Genomic DNA, 17,287 nt, shown 5'->3' with positions numbered 1-17,287 from the left:
GCTCGAGGTTTGGACGTTGAACACCCACATCCTCGCTACTGGGGCCGCGTCCCTTGCGTCCACCACGCCGAGAATCACGCAAATCACCTAGTCAGGCGCCCCTACACACGACTTTGACGGCACCCTGGATCAGTACCCAGATAGAGCAGCTTCCCATACGACTATTCAAGGTGTTGGCACACCTGGGGAGGGAAGAGCACGCCAAGGAGTTAGCGCGGACCATTACAGACCCCTACGACCAAGCACAGGCACTGACTTTGCTAATTGAGACATTGTCGACGGCTGACACCGAACGCACCATCGCCCTGGCGAATGAAGCTGAGAATGTCGCGCGCGCCATCCCAGAACCCCACTATCAGAGATGGGCACTGGCTTCCCTCTCCCTAGCGGTTGCCAGAACCAATACAGAGTACGCCGAAAAGGTCGCGCGCACCATCACAGACCTCTATCATCAGGCGAAGGCCCTGACTTCCCTCGTTAAGACCGTGGCAGAGATCGACACGGAAAGCGCCATCACCCTAGCCAACAAAGCCAAAGACGTTGCGCGCACCATCACAGACCTCTACCATCAGGCGGAGGCCCTGACTTCCCTCGTTAAGACCGTGGCAGAGATCGACACGGAAAGCGCCATCGCCCTAGCCAACAAAGCCAAAGACGTCGCGCGCACCATCACAGACCTTGATGATCAAGCGGAGGCCCTGGCCTCACTAACTGAGACGTTGGCGACAATCGACGTCGAACTCGCCAGCAGCATCGCGCAAACCATCCGCGTACCGCGGCAACGAGTGCGGGCGATGACCTTCCTCATCAAAACGCTGGCTAAAACTGATACCGAACGTCGCGCAACTCTCATCAACGGGGCCCGGAAGACCGCTGACACCATAGCCAACCCGCTCAATCGAGCGTGGGCACTGGTCGACTTGGTAGAGGCATTGGTGATTGCCGATCACAAAACTGCCATTACTCTAACCGCCGAAGTCGAGCAGACTGTGCGCAATATCAACAACGCATCCGGCCGCAACCTCATTATGACTTCTCTAGTCAGCGCAATTGCAACAACTGACACTGATCGAGCTGCGGCGATCGCTTATGCCGTCACCGACGCCTTTCAGCAAACTCGTGCTCTGACGTCCCTATTCAAGACCCAAACGGTGATCAATACCGCACAATCTAGCACGCTGGCGAAAAAAGCCGAGGAGACAGCCCGCAGGATCATCGAGCCCTACCAGCAAGCACAGGCCCTAGCAGCCCTAGCAAAAGCACTGGCGACAACCAACATCAACCGAGCCATAGAAATCGCCAACACCATCACCGACCCCCAAGAGCAAGCCCAGACTCTAGCAGCCCTCGCCGAAACACTAGCAACAACCAACATCAACCGAGCCATAGAAATCGCCAACACCATCACCGACCCCCAAGAGCAAGCCCAGACTCTAGCAGCCCTCGCCGAAACACTAGCAATAACCAACATCAACCGAGCCATAAAAATCGCCAACACCATCACCAACCCATCTATACGGATGCGGGCACTGACTTCAATGGCTGAGGCACTAGCCACAATCGATATCGAATACGCCACGACCCTCGCCCATGAAGCCGAAAGGGCTGCGTGCACTATCACAAACCCCTACCAGCACACTCAAGCACTGATTTCCGTGACCAGGGCGCTGTCTGCTGCCGAAGTCGAGCGCGCTAAAACACTCGCTGACGAAGCCGAAAAGATTGCTTACACCATTACCGATTCCTTTCAGCAAACTCGGACTCTGGCGTCTCTATCCAAGGCGCAAACGGTGATCAACGCCGAGCGAGCCAGCACCCTTGCGGAAAAGGCCGAGGAGACAGCCCGCTCCATCACCGAGCCCTACCAACAAGCACAGGCCCTAGCAGTCCTCGCCGAAGAGCTAGCAACAACCAACATCAACCGAGCCATAAAAATCGCTCACTCCATCACCAAGCCCTACCAACAAGCACAGACCCTGGCGGTCCTCGCCGAAACACTAGCAACAACCAACATCAATCGAGCCATAAAAATCGCCCAAACTATCACCGAACCGCGCACGAGAGCCCGAGCACTGACCTGCCTGCTTGAGCCCTTTGCGATGGTCGATCGTAAACAGGCTGAAGTCATCGCACTCGGGATAGTGGAGCCGTATCAGAAAGCACAGGCTCTGACATCCCTAGTTAGATTCCTAGCGTCAACCGACCCCAGACAAGCTGCAATTCGCGCCAACCAAGTTGAGGCAATCGCATGCGATATGACCGATCCCCCCGTTCAGATAGCGGTGCTCACTTCCCTAGCCGAGGCGCTGGCGACAACTGATGCCGAACGCGCCGTAGCACTCGTCGATAAGGCCGAAATGACCGCGAGTGCTATCACTTATCCACCCACTGTCACCCGAGTCCTGACCTCACTCATAAGGACGCTAACGGTGATCGACACTGGGCGTGCCGCAGCTCTCGCCAAGGAAGCTGAAAGTTCCGCGCACAGCATCGAGAAGCCATATGAGCAAGCTCAAGCCCTCGCATCCCTCGCTAAGGCGCTGACTGCGATTGATACCGAAGAGGCTGAGCGTATCGCTAGCGCGATCACCGACCCACAGGAGCGCGCATCTGCGCTGACTTCGCTATTCGAGCATCTCGACAGCAGGAAATGCACACGAATCATCCGAGGCCTGCTTCACGAGGGCCATTGGAAAGCGGTGGCTGACGCGCTGGCTGTCAGTGAGCGTTCTGCGGAGCTGCTTGGCCGTCGTTGACCCGTCACGCAGGAGCGGCTGAGGTGCCACGGGGAAACCACCTGCGACCCGACCTGAACGGCGCCCCGAGGCAATCAGGCCATACGGCTATCGGGGCTGATTCCGTCAGTGACGGAGCCCATCTGGAGTTCTCGGGGTTGTGGATGTCAGCATGCTGACATCCACAACCCCGCTGATCCCAGGTCCGCCCAAGCAGTGACATCCGGAACCCCGCTGACCGTCGATGTCTGACGGAATCAACCCCGATCATGCGACGACGAGGCATGGCGGGTTCCGCCCAAGGTCTGGCCACCCGATTCGGCGGGGCTCACGTCGCTCACGCGCTCGGCCGACACATCACCGTCGCGCTGCCCAACCCAACGAAAAGCCAGCCGAGACACACACGCAACCACAGGCTGACAACAAAAAGGCCGCCGTGTGAACGGCGGCCATCCGGTGGAGCTAGGGGGATTCGAACCCCCGGCCTTCTCATTGCGAACGAGACGCGCTACCAACTGCGCCATAGCCCCTTGAACAGGGAAGATATTAGCACCGCCGGGAAAGGCGGGCCAATCGGCCGGGCCTGCTGCCGGCTACTCCCCCACTGCTCGGGGCTGGAACGGAGCGGCCGTGCGGACATCGTCTTGCTCGACGGCGACGGGCACCACCGCGCCGTCCGGCCGGTCCGCAGTGGGGATGAACGGCGACGCCGGGGCGACGGGCGCCGACAGATCGATGGTGCGCACCGTGCGCGGCAGCAGCGGCTTGGAGATGTAGTTCGCCGGCGGCGCCACGGGGATGGGATCCCAGAGGGCGCCGGTGGTCGTCGGGGCGCTCAGGTCGACCAGGAACTCGGTCGACTCCGACGGCTTCACGTCGAGTTGGATCACGACGGTGGGCTCGTTCTCGGAGAAGCCGCGCCGGATCTCTGCCGCGCGCTCGTCGAGCGTGCGCTGCATGACCACGACGGAGAACCGCGCCACCACCAGGAAGGCCGCGAGCAGCCCGCTCGGAATGGCGACGCTCCACCAAGCCACGATGCCCAGCGCGGCGAGCACCGTCAGCACCAAAGCGGCACCGACCAGCGTCAGCATCACCACAGCCCGACGCTTCGCCGCGCCTCGCTGCTGCATGCGCAGCTCCATCAGCTGGGCGCGTCGGGTGAGCGGCGTGGAGACGGCCGCAGCGTCGAGTTGTTCGGCGTAGTCGGAGACGTCTCGGTGCAGGATCCGCATGGAATGGGAGAAACGCTCCGTGAGCTCGTCCTCGGCCCCGCGGTCGTGGTGGGTGGCTTGGAGAACCCAGGGAAGCCCGAATGCAAGTCCTGCGACGACGAGGACAGCGATCAGGATTCCGGCTAGCACGCCCTAACCGTAAACAACATGGTGTGGTTTGTCCCGGCCCCTCGCGGCGAGTCGCGGGGTTGCCGCGCAGGTCTTTTTCGGGCCCTGTCCAGGAAGGCTCAGCCGAGCATCCAGACCTTCACGCGTTCGCCCGCACGGACGTACTCGGTGGCCTCATCGAGCACGATGAAAGCGTTGGCATCGGTGAGTTCACCGAGCGCATACGAGCTGCTGACCTGATGCACCCGACGCACGCCGGTCTCGCTCGAAACCCGGCCTCGCAGCAGGTGAAGCTGCCCCAGATGACTGCGTAGATCGACCTGCGCGACGGCGTGCTGCACCTCCACCTGCGGGTCGGTTCCGGCGAGCTTGCGGATCAGCGGCCGACCGAAGGCATGGAACGACGTGTAAGCGCTGACGGGGTTGCCGGGCAGCATGAGCATCGGCACCTGATCTTCCCCCACCAGGCCGAAGGTCTGAGTGCGGCCGGGCGACATGGCGACGTCCACCGAATCGACCAGCCCCAGTTCCCGCATCACGGAGACCATCGCCTCATAGTCCTCGCGACGTCCACCCGTCGCGGAGATCACCAGGTCGGCGCGGATCAGCTGGTCGGTGAGGGTCTGGATCAGCGCGTCGCGATCGTTGGAGCCCACGGCCACCCGGAACACCGTGGCGCCCTCGCGCTTGGCGGCTGCCGCGATCATGAACGAGTTGGTGTCCATCGTCTCGCCATGGACCAGGTGCCCACCTGGCTCGACGAGCCCTTCGCCCGAGCTGATCACCACGATCCGGGGACGCGGCCGCACCAGCACCTTGTCGATCCCTGCGCTGGCCAGGAGCCCGATGCCACGATCGGTGAGCACGTCGCCCTCGCGCATCAACGGCGTGCCCACCGCGAGGTGCTCGCCCGCCGCGCGCACGTAGTCGCCCTCGTCGACCTTCTCCAACGGATGCATGCGCCCGCCCTCGAGCGTCGCGTAGGTGGAGGGAAGCACCGCCGTCGCACCCTTCGGCAGCACGTCGCCGGCCTTGACGATCTCGACGGCATCCAGCGGCAGCCGTTCGTGCCCCGACGACAGCGCGAGTTCGCGCACGAGGATGCCTTCGCCGTCGACGAGGTCAACCGCACGGACCGCGTAGCCATCAATGCGCGCGGTGGAGTTGGGCGGGACGTTCAACAGGCAGTTGATGTCCTCCTTCACCACCTGATCGTGAGCCTCCAGCAGGGACATGCCGAACGGCGCCAGCGGCTCCACCAGGCTCAGCAGGTAGGAGGTGTGGTCGGCGACGCTGCGCAGCCCTGACGCGTCGAGCTCCGGCGGCGGCGGAAGGTGCGCCGGTTCGGGCGCGGGCTCCTCCTCCACGAGGAGACCCTCATCCTTCTTGCGACCAAACCAAGCCATGAGCCATACGATATGGCAATGCTCAAGGCGAAAGCCGCGGCCCGCGCGGAGGCGCTCGAAAGTCGCGCCCACGTCTCCCCGGAGGTCCGGGCGCGGCAGAACGCCGCTCGCACACGACTGCTCGTCGACGCGCTCGCACGCCTGGAGCCGCTGCCCGCCGTCGCCCTGTACTGCTCGCTGGAGGACGAACCCGGCAGCACCGACGCGATCGACCACCTTCACGCACGGGGCATCGCTGTGCTGCTGCCGGTCCTCGGGCGCCAGGTCTCCTGGGCCTGGTTCGACGGGTGGGAACGCACGACGCCGTCGTGGCGGGGAATCCGGCAGCCGACGACGGCTCGTCTGGGGCCCGAGGCACTGGCACAGACCGATGCGATCGTGGTGCCATGCCTCGCGATCGGACTCGATGGTTCGCGGCTCGGCACCGGCGGCGGGTGGTACGACCGCGCCCTTGCACATCGTCGAGCCGGCGCCCCGGTGATCGCCTTGGCGCGCGAGGCCGAGCTGCACCCCACCGTCCCGACGGAGCCGCACGACCTCTCCGTCGACGCCGCGGTGACCGAGTCGCGGGTGCTCTGGTTCAGGAACTCGCAGGGCGGAGGCTCGTGAGCGCGGAGTTCATTCCGTGCGTCCTCCGGGGTACACTTCCCCAGCGGATACCACGTTGAGTTGCGGCTCACGCCGCCCCGTGAAGGAGCGAGAACTTGCCTACCTACCAGTACCGATGCACCGAGTGCGGCTCCGATCTTGAGGCCGTGCAGAAGTTCACCGACCCCGCGCTGACGGACTGCCCGCAGTGCGACGGTCAGCTGCGCAAGGTGTTCAGCGCGGTCGGCGTCGTGTTCAAGGGTTCGGGCTTCTACGCCACCGATTCCCGCTCGTCCAAGACCGCCTCCACCTCGGCGCCGGCCAAGAGCGAAAAGGCCCCGGCGAAGGCCGAGTCGTCCACGAGCAGCTCGACGAGCGCGCCGGCGGCCGCCGCCAGCTGACGTCGGCCGACCCCGGCAGACAGACCGGGCCTGTGGAAAACGGTAAATCGGGCGCCCGCCGCACTATCACGGGGTATGCGCCCGCTTACTTCCATCGCCACCTTCGTCGCATGGCACCGTCGCGCCATCGCCGCACTCTGCGCAGGGCTTGCGGTCTACCTCGTCGCGCACCAGTTACTCATCCCTCCTGAGTTAGGCACGCCAGTGGTCGTGCTGGCTCAGGAGGTCGGGCCCGGTCATCGCCTGACTGCCGACGACCTCCACCTCGAGCGGATTCCCGAGACCGCGGTGCCCGATCATGCGGCCACGGAGGTGGCACCCGTCCTCGGCAAGACCGTCGCCCTCCCCTTGCCTCGTGGCACCGTCGTCCAACCGGCCCTCCTCGCGAGCTCCCGCACCATCGAGCCGGGCCGGGCGCTGGTGCCGATTGTGGTCGGCGACGAGCGCCTGCTGAGCGTCTTGCGCGCCGGCGACCGGGTCAGCCTGGTGGTCGGGACGGGCGACGTCGCCGAGCCCGTCACTTCCGACGCCCGCATCTCCGGCCTGCCCGGCGACGACCAGGGCGGCACGATGAGCGTCGGCGGCTCTCGCGGCGCGTTGGTCATGGTCGACGTGCCCGAGGCCGAGGCGGCCGCCGTCGCGATGTTGGGGCAAAGCGGGCAGTTGGGGTTGGTGATCGCACCCTCGACATGAGAAACCCGCCCCGACTACGGCCGGGAGTTTCCCACGAGAGTCCTATAGTGAGCGCATTCCTAGCGAAAGGAGGCCCGACATGAAGGGCTTCAAGGACTTCCTCCTGCGCGGCAATCTTGTCGAGCTGGCCGTGGCGTTCATCATGGCGGCCGCATTCACCGCCGTCGTGGAGACGTTCACGGCCATGCTAATGGACGTGATCGGCATGCTCGGCGGCATGCCCGACTTCAGCAAGACGAGCATCGCGGGGATCTCGGTGGGGGCCTTCCTCACCGCATTGGTCTCGTTCGTGATCATTGCGGCCGTGGTCTACTTCGGCATCGTGCTGCCCTACAACAAGGCACGCGAGCGCTTCACCAAGCCCACCGAAGAAGCACCGGCCGGCCCCACCCAGGAGGAGCTGCTCAGCGAGATCCGCGACCTTTTGAAGGCCCAGCGAGCGTAAGAGACTCCGCCGAGGATCCGTAGCGCCGCCGCGTCTCCGTCGGTCTACCCCCAGTGGGGAGGCCGGTCGGAGGCGAGGCGGCGTTCTGCGTCCGTCCAGGGTCGGTCGACCTTCGCTTTGGGCTGGACGCCGTCGAGGCCCAGCACCGCACGCAGCTCGCTCAAGTGCGCGTGGAAGCGAGCGAAGCCCAGACTGCGGACCACGTCGACATCCACGGGAAGCGGCCAGGGTTCCCCGTCCGCCTGCCGTTGGTGCCGCAGCTCCCGCAGCGCTTGTGCGTTCCACCCGCAGTCGGCGAGTTCCTCGATGAGGTCCTCGGCGTCGGACTGCGTGACGGGCAGGCACTCACCCGTCAGCGCATGGGCAAGCTGATGAGCCAGCTGGGCGGAGTCGGTCACGCTTCGGATGCACCGCCCAGAACGGCACCATCGGGGATGGTTCCGGGCCGGCCTTCATCCGTGAGTTCCACCTCGCCGAGAACCTTGACCCCCGCACCGAAGGTCCAGTCGCCCCTCACCCGCAAGGCGGTCGCCTCTCGCAGCGACGGCGCCGAAGGAATCCGGCGCTCGAACGCCTGCACCGTCTTGTAAGCCTTGCTGAGGCTGATCTCGGGCGAGGCCGCTGCTCGCAGGATCAGGTGGCCGGCGTCGTCGAGATCGTAGGCGTCGGAGCGCAGGAGCAGCAGTTCGTTGGTCGTCTTCACCGGGAGGAAACGATCGCGTCCCACGCAGATGGCGGTGGCACCGTCGAACACCTCGATGGCGGCACCCATCGCCGACTCGATCTGGATCACCGGCGTCGACGACGAGTCGGCCGGATCCACTGTCTTCTCGTTGCGGATCAACGGCAGCCCGAGCACGGAGTTGCGCTCGACGAGGGTGTCGCGCAGCTGCTGCAGGTCGAACCACAGGTTGTTGGTGTGGAAGAACGGATGACGATGCTCGTCGGTGAAGTAGTCCATCTCCTCGGGCGCGGTCTGGGCGGTGTCGCGCAGGATCAGCTGCCCGTCGGCCTTGCGGATGGCGAGGTGCCCGCCCTTGCGGTCGTTGATGGTGCGGCGGCACAGCTCCGCGGCGTACGGCGCCCCGGACTGGGCGAACCAGCCGGCGATGGTGGCGTTCGGGGAGGCGCCGAGGTTGTCCCCGTTGGAGACGCAGGCGTAGCGGAAGCCCTGCGCCAGCAGCGCGTCGAGGGTGCCGGAGCCTTCGAGGGCCGGGTACAGGTCGCCGTGGCCCGGCGGGCACCATTCGAGGGTGGGATCGGCCTCCCACTCGACGGGGGTGAGGTCGTCGGCGCGCAGCTTGGGTTCCTGGTTCTGCACGAAGCTGAGCGGAACGCCGTCGACGGCGAGCTCCGGGTACTTCGCGAGGAACTCCAGCGTGTCGTCGTCGGTGCGGAAGGAGTTCATCAGCACCAACGGCAGCCGGGCTCCGTACTGCTCGCGGGCGGCGAGCACCTGGCGCGCGATCAGGTCGAGGAAGGTGAGGCCGTCGCGCACCTCCAGCAGCGACTTGGCCTTATCGAGACCCATCGACGTGCCCAGGCCGCCGTTGAGCTTGATGATCACGGTCTTGCCGATGGCATCAGTCGCGGCTTCGTCGGAGATGTCGACGTCGGCCAGCATCGGGGGGTCGAGCAGCGGCTCGATGGTGTCCTCCCTGATCAGGCCGGTTTCGCCTGACTCGAGCTGGCGATAGAAGGTGGAAAATACTTCGATGGCCGGGCCGGAGACTCCGGCATCGATCATCTTCTGCCGGGCTGCCTGCAAACCTGCGTCGGACACGCGAGTCTCACTTTCGTCGGGAGCTTCGACAGCAGTCTAGTGGCCGGGATCTCCGCCCTGCGGCCCGCCTGGTCGGGTGAGAAGTTCCGGTGCAGCACGGCGCCGCCAGTTGGGCTAGCCTTGACCCGTTGGCCCCGTAGCTCAGGGGATAGAGCAGAGGTTTCCTAAACCTTGTGTCGGAAGTTCGAATCTTCCCGGGGTCGCCAGTCCACCAGCGGCCGCCCCTAGACTTTCGTCTACAAATCTGCCCTGAAGTTGACTTTGCCACCTCGATTTCTGAGAATAATCTTAAAGTCTTTAAGTTTCTGATTGGGCACCCACATGCAGCCACGCCGAGCGGCCGAACCCGACGACCTCGTCGAAGAGATCCTCCCTGCCACGACGCCCCGCCGCGCCCAAACCGCCCGCATCCGCACGGTCGTCGTGCCGCTGGCGCTCGTCGCCGTGAGCGGTCTCCTCGGGGCCGCCCTCGTTCTGCCGAATGTCGCGAACCGAGCCGAGCCCCTGGAGCAGGCCACCCAGTCGTCGAGTGACGCCTCGGCCTACAACCTCAGCCGTTCGTCGCAACGCGAGGGCCTGTCCCCCGCCCTCGTGACGCCGAGCATCACGCCGTCCCCCTCGGCGTCGGCGTTGCCGTCCGCGACCCCCACCACCTCCGCATCGGCGTCTCCGTCGGCCTCTCCCTCGGAGACGACCAAGGCGAAGAAGGAAGAGAAGAAGGACGACGAGAAGAAGACCGAGGAGAAGGAGAGCAGCACGCCGTCGCCTTCGGCCACCGCGAAGCTTCCGAAGCTCGGCGACGACAAGGAAACCCTGTACGTCACCTCCGCCGTCTATGTGCGCAAGGGACCGGACAAGGACTACGACTCGATCACCACGCTGAGCGCGGGCGCGAAGGTCACCGCCACCGATGTCACCGAAGACGGCTGGCAGCAGATCAACCGCAACGGCAAGGCCGCCTGGGTGAGGGACACCTTCCTGACCGACGAGAAGCCGGAGAAGAAGGCCTCCAACAGCGGAGGCTCCGGCGGCTCGGTGAACAAGGACGCCAGCTGCAGCAAGGCGAGCAGCAAGCTCCTATCCAACCTCACCGAGCGCACCCGAGGCGTGCTGAACGCTGTGTGCGCGGAGTTCCCCAACGTCTCCAGCTACGGCGGCTATCGTGCCGGCGACAGCGGCTACCACGGCTCTGGCCAGGCCATCGACGTGATGATCTCCGGCGAGGCCGGCTGGGATATCGCCAGGTGGGCACGTTCCAACGCGAAGGAACTGGGCGTCGTCGAGGTGATCTACGAGCAGAAGATCTGGACCACACAGCGCTCCGGCGACGGCTGGCGCAGCATGTCCGACCGCGGCTCCACGTCCGCCAACCACTACGACCACGTGCACCTCAGCGTCCGCTGACCCCTGCGCGAGGATCGCCGTCGCTCACCTAAGGGCCCGACAGGAAATTAGTGCGTGTGTGTCGGTTTCTGGGCGGGATGGATAACAAGGCGGAGGTTCGCCCTCGTAGTGGGGCTACGTGGGCGTGGCCGACAACGAAGTCAGGCGCCCGATCCAGGAAGCGGCACGCACCGATAATTTACTGGAGGGTCCTAAGGCCCTGCGGCGAGATCAGCCGTTCTTGGCCATCTGCGCGGCACGCTCGTCGGCGTGGAACTCCCACGGATCTTGCGGCAGCGCCTCCCCGGTCTCCAGGAAAGTCTTGAGGTTCGCCAGCACCGCCGGCCAGCCCAGGGAGACGGCGTGCCACTCATCCATGCTCGCCAACAGAGTGTGGGTGACGGTGAGCTTGACGATGTCGCTGCCTTGCTCGATTCCAAAGGCGACGAGGCTCGGCTCGAACGTCGGATCGTCAAAGCGCGCCGGATCGTCGAAGCCGAACACCAAGCGTCGTGGCGGATCGAACTCGATGACCCTTCCAGACGCGTCGGCGATCCCCGAACCGTCGATCCGGACGTGATCGACCCTGCTTCCGACCTGCCAATCGGAGACCTGCGAGTGACCCCAGAAGCGGCCGCTCAGCTCGGGATCGGTGAGCGCTTCCCACACCTGTTCGGGCGTGGCTCGGATATAGGTGACGTAGACGTAGTCGGGAACCGCGCCGCTCGTCGACGCGTCCGCCTCGCGCCCTTCTGCGCTCTGGCTGTGCACGAGTTCCCACACATGCCCGTCGGGATCCTGGACATAAGCAGTGAGGGCACCATCGCGCACGGCGGCAGGCTGTGCCGATCCACCGCTGGCGACAGCACGGGACACGATCTCGACGATCTCGTCCTCCGTCGCAATGGCGCACGAGATGACACACGACCCCGCAGCGTCGCCCGGACGCGCGAGGCCGGCCCGGTCCACGTAGGTCTGATACTGACCGGCCTCGATCAGGAACAGCGAGAGGTTCGGCAACTCGAACGCGATCATGTACTCGTCGATGCCGGGTGTCTCCAGACCCAGTCCGTCGCGATAGAAGCGGAGCGAGCACTCCAGGTCGGACACCGGAAGCGAGACGACGACAGCCGAAGGTTTCATGCCCCACACCCTAACATTCCTTGCTATTCATATGATTATTAGTTCATACTATGGGAATGGATGGTTTCACGGTGATCGCCGAGCCCACGCGGCGAGCGATCGTCGACCGGCTTCGCCTGCGAAGCCACGACGTCGGATCGCTCGTGGACGAGCTGGGCATCTCTCAGTCCTTGGCGTCCAAGCATCTGCGGGTACTCCGCGATGCAGGGGTGGTCGAGGCCGAGGTCGCCGGCAAGCGCCGGGTCTACCGCCTCACCGAGCAGCCGCTGCCGGACGTCGCTGCTTGGGCGAGACCATATGTGGAGCTGTGGGCCACCAGTTTCGACCGGCTGGCGACGGCCCTGAACGAGGAGAACGACCATGACCGATAGCCCCCGCGACGAGGTCGTCGTCGCTCATATCCACGAGCCGCTCGAGGTGCTGCTGCAGCACGACGGCGACTGGACGCTCGTCCTGCGTCGCGAGTTCCCCCACCCCGTCGAGAAGCTGTGGCGGATGATCACCGAGCCAGAACTCCTGGCGCGCTGGTCCCCCATCGTGCCGGACCGCGCGCTGACCTCGCCCGGCCCGGCGACCTGTCGCGAGAACCCCGGCGACGATCCGCTCGACGCCGAGGTTCTCATCGCCGACGCACCGCGCAAGCTCGTGCACCGCTGGGGCATCGACGTGGTCTCGTGGACCATCTCGCACGTCCCCTCCGGGTCTCGCCTCGAACTGCGTCAACAGCTCAGCGACCATCGCCCGGCCGCCATGTACGCGGGCGGCTGGCAGGTGTGCCTGGGACGGCTGGCCGCCGAGGAGGACGGCGTCGAGCGGGAGCGCGTCGTCGGCGAGCGCGCATGGGCCTATGGCTGCCAGGCGCTGATCGAGCACCACCAGGCGACACTCGACGGCGCAACGAACCAGGAGGTGCAGCAGCGATGACCGCATCATTGCGGGGGGTGTTCCTCACCAGCAGTAACCCCGAGGCGACGGCGACGTTCTACCGCGACGTAGCGGGCGTCCCGCTCGAGGCCATCACCGCCGGCGACTACACCTACTGGCGGCTCGACCGCGACGGCATGCAGATCGCCATCCACGACGCCCAGGCCTTCGCCGAGTACGCCTACCCGCCCGAGCCCAGTTCGAACCTGACCCACCTCTATTTCACGATCGACGATCAGGGCGCCTTCCTCGATCACGTGCGCGAGCTGCACGTCGAAGTGGTCGCTCAGGACGACGTCGTCATCACGGTGCTCGATCCGGACGGGCGCAAGGTGATGTTCGGTACCGCCTAGGCCCAGGCCCTCAATCGCCCCGCACACCGCACCAGCACCGCGATAGTCCGGGAGAGAGGAGCAGTTCGCACTGTGCTTAACCGCTCGCTATTCCACCGACTTCGGTGGAATAGCGAGCGGTTAAGCGCGTGCCGCGGAGCTACTCGCCCAAGCCCGCATCAGGTGAGCGAGAACGTCTCCGCGTATTGGCTCAGCCCCAGCCGACGAGCGACGGCCTGCGAACTGAGGTTGTCGTAGGACGTGCTGTAGAGGGCCGTGCGTCCCGAGTCTTCGATCGCTTTCCGCCAGGCATTGATGACGGTGGCAGCCAGGCCCTGCCCACGATGTGCCGGGTCGGTATCGACGCCCGCCTCAGCGGCGTGATCGGTGAGGCGGGCACTGTAGCACGCAGAGACGACCCTCCCGTCGCGGAGCACACCGAAGAAAGGCCATATCGCTTTCAGGTCCGTCTGAAACGGGGCGAACGGCCCGACGAGCACATCGCGTCCGTCCGTGATCTCGGTGGCCTCCGATGACATAGGCGAACAGGGGGTGGTGAAGGCGTAGGCCAACCCGTGCCACCGCGACGCGATGGTGCCGGCCTCGGCGATCGCATCCTCGATCGCCCCGTATACCTCGGCGTCGCCGCGACGATCCGGGTAGAGCGGGAGGTCGCGAGTCAGTTGATCGATACGCCGCCCGAGTCCCTCGGGGACATCGCGTCGGAGATAACACGAGCTTCCTTCGGCAGTCCGCCCCACGAACACCCGAGGCGCCGGGTTTGGCGTCGCTTCGTTGGTCTCGATCAGGCGACCGTGCTCATCCAGCCGATAGAGCGCCCCGACATGGAGGGCGAGCAGGTGTGTGGCGCTGTCCATCTATCGCCGTCCCTCTCTCACTAAAGGCATGCATCTTAGGCGCAGCATTCGCTCACACCATGCTTAACCGCTTGCTAGTCCACCGAAGTCGGTGGACTAGCAAGCGGTTAAGCGCGAGTCGCCAGCAAAGGACGCGACCCGCCTCCCCAATCACTCACGTCTTCCACACGAGTCGAGCCGTCCGTGCGGGGTGGTGAGTTCCTGCAGCAGCCCGTCGAGGAGGTTCCGCGGATGCTCTTACGATGAGCAGGTGATCCGGACCACCTCTTCCCGTAGCCACGTGGCGATTCTGGCCGTCTGGGTCGTGGGCTTCCTGATCGGCACCACGTCGCACATCATCGACCTGGTCGCAGGCGGAACCGAGACCTACGCGGCGTTCCACGTCGGGCTGCGCGTGTTCTGGATCTCCCTCACCGTTCTCGACCCACTCACCGCGGCGCTTCTCATCATGCGACGCCGGGCGGGCATAGTCCTCGCTCTCGCCGTTATCCTCGCCGACATCGCCGTGAACTGGACGGTCTATCTGATGATCGCCGGCAATCCCCTCTTCGGGGTGGTGAACCAGACCCTCTTCGCGATCATCCTGCTCACCACCACCCCGACTCTCTGGCGGTGGTTCCGACCTGAGACAAGGCCTTATACCGAGCGCGTTTAGTCTCCCTCCACAGTGCTTAGGAGTTCGCGACGTGAGCACTCTTCGAGCGTGACAATCACGCTCTTTGAGGTGCGAGGAACGAGCCTCGAAAAGAGCCGACACAGCCCCTGACTAGGTTCACTATTCGACCGCCGGCCGGGTCGCTTCGAGGCTCGCTGACGCTCGCACCTCACCGACCGTGGGGGTGGGGGGTGAACACCTCGGTGATGCGGACCTCGAAGTCGTTGCCTGCCGCCTCCCGGATCTTCGCCTTCAACTCGTCGTCGGCGAGCACCACACGCATCTCGAGGGGTTGTTGGAACCCGCCGGCGGAGCTGCCGAGCATCACGTCGGGCGGGATCACGTCAACCATGCGCTGCCGCGCGGCTTCGCGTTCCTTCTCCGTCGGCGCATCCGACGAAGCTACGCACAGCCACCCGCCCCAGACCTCGCGGATCGTCCGCCAGGCCTCGTCCGGGTCGCCCTGAACGAGCACGTTGAAACCCTCGCCACCGCTGCTCCACGCATCCAGGAGCGGCCGCCCTCCAGCCCCTGGCGGGTAGATCGTGTTGGCGTCATCGCCGTAGTTGCTCCACACGTCCACGATCGGCAGCCCTTCCAAGCGATCGAAGGCGTGCTGCGCGTCGTTGTCGGTCTTGTCAGGGTCTGCTCCCTTGTACGGATCCCTATCCCGGATGCCCTCGCTGGGGTCTTGGAAGGAGTCGTCCACGCACAGGTTGGGCAGGTCGAGCGGCACATCCTCCGGATCGACCTTGTCCTTCTGCCGTATCGGCTGAGTGAGGGTGAAGGTGCCGTCTTCACCCGCGTCGAGATCGAGCACGCCGACCACCTCGAAGGTCTGGGTGGTCGAGCGCGCGCCGCCTTCATCTGTGTGGGGCACGTCGTCCCATGAGAAGTCCCCGATCAGGGTGGGGCCGGCGCACTGCGCGGGAGACGAGTACAGCACCGCCCCGACGCAGAGATGCGGCCGTTGCTCGTCCGCGTCCTGATAGATGGCGACGACGCCCACCACCTCGTCGCCCTGCGCGGGGAGCGGAGTATTCATCGCGACTGGTGCACCCTGATATGGAGTGAACACCTCGGTGATGCGGACCTCGAAGTCGTCCCCTGCCGCGTCCTTGAGCTTGGACTTCAGCGCATCGTCTGCGAAGACGACCTGCAGTTCGAGCACACGTTCGATGCCGCCGGCGGAGCCGAAGACCATGGTGTTCGGCGGGAGGGCGTCGACCATCCGGTCGAACGCAGCGTGCCTCTCCTTCTCCGTCGGCTCGTCCGACGACGCCACGCAGAGCCCACCACCCCACACCTCCCGGATCGCCCGGAATGCCTTCTCGGCGTCGCCGTGCACCAGGACGTTGAAGCCATCGGCTTCCTCTTTCTCTTCCTCTTTGTCGCCATTGCTCCACACCTGGATCGTCGGCAACTCATCATCCACAACCCGGCGGAAGGCGTGCGCCGCGTCGTTGTCGGTCTTGCTCGGATCGGCATCGAGCCAGGGATCCTCACAGAGCTGGGGAAGATCGGGCAGCGGCTCGTCGTCGTAGACCCTGTCCTTCTGCCGGATCGGGCGGGTGAGCGTGAAGGTGCCGGCGTCGCCTTTCGAGAGGTCGAGCAGCCCGATCACCTCGTAGCCCTCATCAGTCCACCGCATCCCGCCGTGCTCCGCATGTGGGATGTCGTCCCAGGAAAAATCGCCAACCAGCGTCGGGCCGTCGCATTGTGGCGGAAAAGACTGTCGCACGATCCCGAAGCACAGGTGCGGCAGCTCCTCCTCCGCGTCCTGGTAGATGTCGACGACGCCCACCACCTCGCCCGGCTGTGGAGGAAGCACGTCCTCCGTCGCCGACGGGGAGGCGAGTGCAGGATCGGCAGGGGCTGAGGGCGACGGCGACGCAGGCGTGGCGATCAGCGGGCGCTCGCCGTTCATGAGGAACGCCGCAGGAACCGCGGCCACCGCCAACAGCGCGGCCACCCCGACGGTCGCTCGCCGGGCGGTCGAGCGTCGCGCCGCCTTCGTCGCCCAGCCCGTCGGGGACGGCGCAGGGGGCACTCCGTCGCTCAGCACATCGTGGATTCGGTCGTCGTTCATAGCTCCTCCTCAGCCAGATGACCAGAGGCCCGCAACGCCTGGATGGCGTGGTGGGAATAGGCCTTGACCGTTCCTTCGGCCAGACCGAGGAGGTGCGCCACATCGGCGATCGTGCGGTCCTCGAAATAGCGCAGCACCAACACCGCCCGCTGAACGCGCGGCAACTCGGCCAACGCCCGGGCCAGGTCGAGCGACAACTCGAACTGCGCCGGATCCGCCTCATGCTCGGGCATCTCCTCGGACGGCACCTCGCCACGCCATTTGCGCTGCCACCACGTGCAATAGGTGCGATAGATCGCGGTGCGCACATAGGCCTCGAACGCGGGATCGTCGCCCGTGTAGCGGGGGTAGGACTTCGTCAGTGCGGTCTGCACCAGGTCTTCAGCCTTGTGCACATCGCCGGTGAGCAGCCACGCGGCACGCCACAAGTCGCGCCCGCGCCCCTCGACGAACGCCTCGAACCCAGATCGCATGCGGCCTCCTCACCCG

The 17,287-nt window shown here is 65.2% G+C and carries 18 protein-coding genes and 2 tRNA genes; 11 read left to right on the top strand and 9 right to left on the bottom strand.

Going from position 1 to position 17,287, the window contains the following annotated elements; translation table 11 throughout:
- The first annotated feature begins 170 nt into the window (after positions 1 to 170).
- Positions 171 to 2,756 (top strand): hypothetical protein, encoded by a 2,586-nt coding sequence (locus P0D62_RS17365; protein ID WP_275703799.1) that lies wholly within the window; start codon positions 171 to 173, stop codon positions 2,754 to 2,756.
- Positions 2,757 to 3,192: 436 nt separating this feature from the next.
- On the opposite strand, the gene P0D62_RS17360 is transcribed toward P0D62_RS17365, so the two are convergent.
- The 3 genes from P0D62_RS17360 to P0D62_RS17350 form a co-directional block, all read right to left on the bottom strand.
- A tRNA-Ala gene (locus P0D62_RS17360) sits at positions 3,193 to 3,265 on the bottom strand.
- 63 nt (positions 3,266 to 3,328) lie between these two features.
- Complete coding sequence (locus P0D62_RS17355) at positions 3,329 to 4,099, bottom strand: hypothetical protein (protein ID WP_275703798.1); 771 nt, start codon at positions 4,097 to 4,099, stop codon at positions 3,329 to 3,331.
- Between the two features lie 98 nt (positions 4,100 to 4,197).
- A complete protein-coding gene (locus P0D62_RS17350) occupies positions 4,198 to 5,484 on the bottom strand; it encodes a molybdopterin molybdotransferase MoeA (RefSeq protein WP_275703797.1) in 1,287 nt (428 codons plus the stop codon).
- Between the two features lie 18 nt (positions 5,485 to 5,502).
- Here P0D62_RS17350 and P0D62_RS17345 point away from each other — a divergent pair, with 18 nt between their 5' ends.
- The 4 genes from P0D62_RS17345 (at position 5,503) to mscL (ending at position 7,611) form a co-directional block, all read left to right on the top strand.
- Positions 5,503 to 6,093 carry a 5-formyltetrahydrofolate cyclo-ligase gene (locus P0D62_RS17345; RefSeq protein ID WP_275703796.1) on the top strand — a complete coding sequence of 197 codons (591 nt, stop codon included), beginning with the start codon at positions 5,503 to 5,505 and terminating at the stop codon, positions 6,091 to 6,093.
- A gap of 95 nt (positions 6,094 to 6,188) precedes the next feature.
- On the top strand, positions 6,189 to 6,473 hold the full coding sequence (locus tag P0D62_RS17340; protein ID WP_275703795.1) for an FmdB family zinc ribbon protein: 285 nt from the start codon (positions 6,189 to 6,191) through the stop codon (positions 6,471 to 6,473).
- Positions 6,474 to 6,548: 75 nt separating this feature from the next.
- Complete coding sequence (locus tag P0D62_RS17335; RefSeq protein WP_275703794.1) at positions 6,549 to 7,166, top strand: SAF domain-containing protein; 618 nt, start codon at positions 6,549 to 6,551, stop codon at positions 7,164 to 7,166.
- A 79-nt stretch (positions 7,167 to 7,245) separates the two neighbouring features.
- On the top strand, positions 7,246 to 7,611 hold the full coding sequence (gene mscL / locus P0D62_RS17330; protein ID WP_275703793.1) for a large conductance mechanosensitive channel protein MscL: 366 nt from the start codon (positions 7,246 to 7,248) through the stop codon (positions 7,609 to 7,611).
- Between the two features lie 44 nt (positions 7,612 to 7,655).
- Here mscL and P0D62_RS17325 read toward each other — a convergent pair whose 3' ends face one another.
- Positions 7,656 to 8,009, bottom strand: a complete 354-nt coding sequence (locus P0D62_RS17325) for a hypothetical protein (RefSeq protein ID WP_275703792.1) — start codon at positions 8,007 to 8,009, stop codon at positions 7,656 to 7,658.
- The gene (locus tag P0D62_RS17320) at positions 8,006 to 9,394 is read right to left on the bottom strand and encodes a UTP--glucose-1-phosphate uridylyltransferase (protein WP_275703791.1); all 1,389 of its coding nucleotides are present in this window, start codon (positions 9,392 to 9,394) and stop codon (positions 8,006 to 8,008) included. Before P0D62_RS17320 ends, P0D62_RS17325 begins: the two co-directional genes overlap by 4 nt.
- Before the next feature lie 130 nt (positions 9,395 to 9,524).
- Here P0D62_RS17320 and P0D62_RS17315 point away from each other — a divergent pair.
- Both P0D62_RS17315 and P0D62_RS17310 read left to right on the top strand, forming a co-directional pair.
- Positions 9,525 to 9,600: transfer RNA gene (locus tag P0D62_RS17315), tRNA-Arg, on the top strand.
- 115 nt (positions 9,601 to 9,715) lie between these two features.
- On the top strand, positions 9,716 to 10,798 hold the full coding sequence (locus tag P0D62_RS17310; RefSeq protein WP_275703790.1) for an SH3 domain-containing protein: 1,083 nt from the start codon (positions 9,716 to 9,718) through the stop codon (positions 10,796 to 10,798).
- A gap of 210 nt (positions 10,799 to 11,008) precedes the next feature.
- Here P0D62_RS17310 and P0D62_RS17305 read toward each other — a convergent pair whose 3' ends face one another.
- Positions 11,009 to 11,920, bottom strand: a complete 912-nt coding sequence (locus P0D62_RS17305) for an SRPBCC domain-containing protein (RefSeq protein ID WP_275703789.1) — start codon at positions 11,918 to 11,920, stop codon at positions 11,009 to 11,011.
- A gap of 56 nt (positions 11,921 to 11,976) precedes the next feature.
- Here P0D62_RS17305 and P0D62_RS17300 point away from each other — a divergent pair, with 56 nt between their 5' ends.
- From P0D62_RS17300 to P0D62_RS17290, 3 genes are read left to right on the top strand one after another with little or no spacing between them, the layout of a single operon-like run.
- Complete coding sequence (locus tag P0D62_RS17300; RefSeq protein WP_275703788.1) at positions 11,977 to 12,291, top strand: ArsR/SmtB family transcription factor; 315 nt, start codon at positions 11,977 to 11,979, stop codon at positions 12,289 to 12,291.
- Positions 12,281 to 12,844, top strand: a complete 564-nt coding sequence (locus tag P0D62_RS17295; RefSeq protein ID WP_275703787.1) for an SRPBCC domain-containing protein — start codon at positions 12,281 to 12,283, stop codon at positions 12,842 to 12,844. Before P0D62_RS17300 ends, P0D62_RS17295 begins: the two co-directional genes overlap by 11 nt.
- Positions 12,841 to 13,197, top strand: a complete 357-nt coding sequence (locus P0D62_RS17290; RefSeq protein ID WP_275703786.1) for a VOC family protein — start codon at positions 12,841 to 12,843, stop codon at positions 13,195 to 13,197. Before P0D62_RS17295 ends, P0D62_RS17290 begins: the two co-directional genes overlap by 4 nt.
- Positions 13,198 to 13,355: 158 nt before the next feature.
- Here the strand turns inward: P0D62_RS17290 and P0D62_RS17285 are convergent, their stop codons facing one another.
- On the bottom strand, positions 13,356 to 14,054 hold the full coding sequence (locus P0D62_RS17285) for a GNAT family N-acetyltransferase (protein WP_275703785.1): 699 nt from the start codon (positions 14,052 to 14,054) through the stop codon (positions 13,356 to 13,358).
- Between the two features lie 250 nt (positions 14,055 to 14,304).
- On the opposite strand from P0D62_RS17285, the gene P0D62_RS17280 reads away from it, so the two are divergent.
- A complete protein-coding gene (locus P0D62_RS17280) occupies positions 14,305 to 14,709 on the top strand; it encodes a hypothetical protein (RefSeq protein ID WP_275703784.1) in 405 nt (134 codons plus the stop codon).
- A gap of 169 nt (positions 14,710 to 14,878) precedes the next feature.
- On the opposite strand, the gene P0D62_RS17275 is transcribed toward P0D62_RS17280, so the two are convergent.
- Both P0D62_RS17275 and P0D62_RS17270 read right to left on the bottom strand, forming a co-directional pair.
- On the bottom strand, positions 14,879 to 16,798 hold the full coding sequence (locus tag P0D62_RS17275; protein WP_275703783.1) for a hypothetical protein: 1,920 nt from the start codon (positions 16,796 to 16,798) through the stop codon (positions 14,879 to 14,881).
- Entirely contained in the window at positions 16,795 to 17,271 is a 477-nt protein-coding gene (locus P0D62_RS17270) for a SigE family RNA polymerase sigma factor (RefSeq protein WP_275703782.1), read from the bottom strand. The genes P0D62_RS17275 and P0D62_RS17270 overlap by 4 nt, the downstream gene beginning before the upstream one ends.
- Positions 17,272 to 17,287 lie beyond the last annotated feature (16 nt).

It is taken from the genome of Tessaracoccus caeni (genome assembly GCF_029211185.1).
In the GTDB taxonomy this organism is placed as follows: Bacteria; Actinomycetota; Actinomycetes; order Propionibacteriales; family Propionibacteriaceae; genus Arachnia; species Arachnia caeni.
This window is presented reverse-complemented; position numbering and strand designations above follow the sequence as displayed.

Excerpts from the sequence above, each read along its gene's own strand:
- P0D62_RS17350 (WP_275703797.1), bottom strand. The coding sequence starts at position 5,484 with ATGGCTTGGTTTGGTCGCAAGAAGGATGAGGGTCTCCTCGTGGAGGAG.
- P0D62_RS17345 (WP_275703796.1), top strand. The coding sequence starts at position 5,503 with ATGCTCAAGGCGAAAGCCGCGGCCCGCGCGGAGGCGCTCGAAAGTCGC.
- P0D62_RS17335 (WP_275703794.1), top strand. The coding sequence starts at position 6,549 with ATGCGCCCGCTTACTTCCATCGCCACCTTCGTCGCATGGCACCGTCGC.
- mscL (WP_275703793.1), top strand. The coding sequence starts at position 7,246 with ATGAAGGGCTTCAAGGACTTCCTCCTGCGCGGCAATCTTGTCGAGCTG.
- P0D62_RS17310 (WP_275703790.1), top strand. The coding sequence starts at position 9,716 with ATGCAGCCACGCCGAGCGGCCGAACCCGACGACCTCGTCGAAGAGATC.
- P0D62_RS17305 (WP_275703789.1), bottom strand. The coding sequence starts at position 11,920 with ATGAAACCTTCGGCTGTCGTCGTCTCGCTTCCGGTGTCCGACCTGGAG.
- P0D62_RS17300 (WP_275703788.1), top strand. The coding sequence starts at position 11,977 with ATGGATGGTTTCACGGTGATCGCCGAGCCCACGCGGCGAGCGATCGTC.
- P0D62_RS17295 (WP_275703787.1), top strand. The coding sequence starts at position 12,281 with ATGACCGATAGCCCCCGCGACGAGGTCGTCGTCGCTCATATCCACGAG.
- P0D62_RS17290 (WP_275703786.1), top strand. The coding sequence starts at position 12,841 with ATGACCGCATCATTGCGGGGGGTGTTCCTCACCAGCAGTAACCCCGAG.
- P0D62_RS17285 (WP_275703785.1), bottom strand. The coding sequence starts at position 14,054 with ATGGACAGCGCCACACACCTGCTCGCCCTCCATGTCGGGGCGCTCTAT.
- P0D62_RS17275 (WP_275703783.1), bottom strand. The coding sequence starts at position 16,798 with ATGAACGACGACCGAATCCACGATGTGCTGAGCGACGGAGTGCCCCCT.
- P0D62_RS17270 (WP_275703782.1), bottom strand. The coding sequence starts at position 17,271 with ATGCGATCTGGGTTCGAGGCGTTCGTCGAGGGGCGCGGGCGCGACTTG.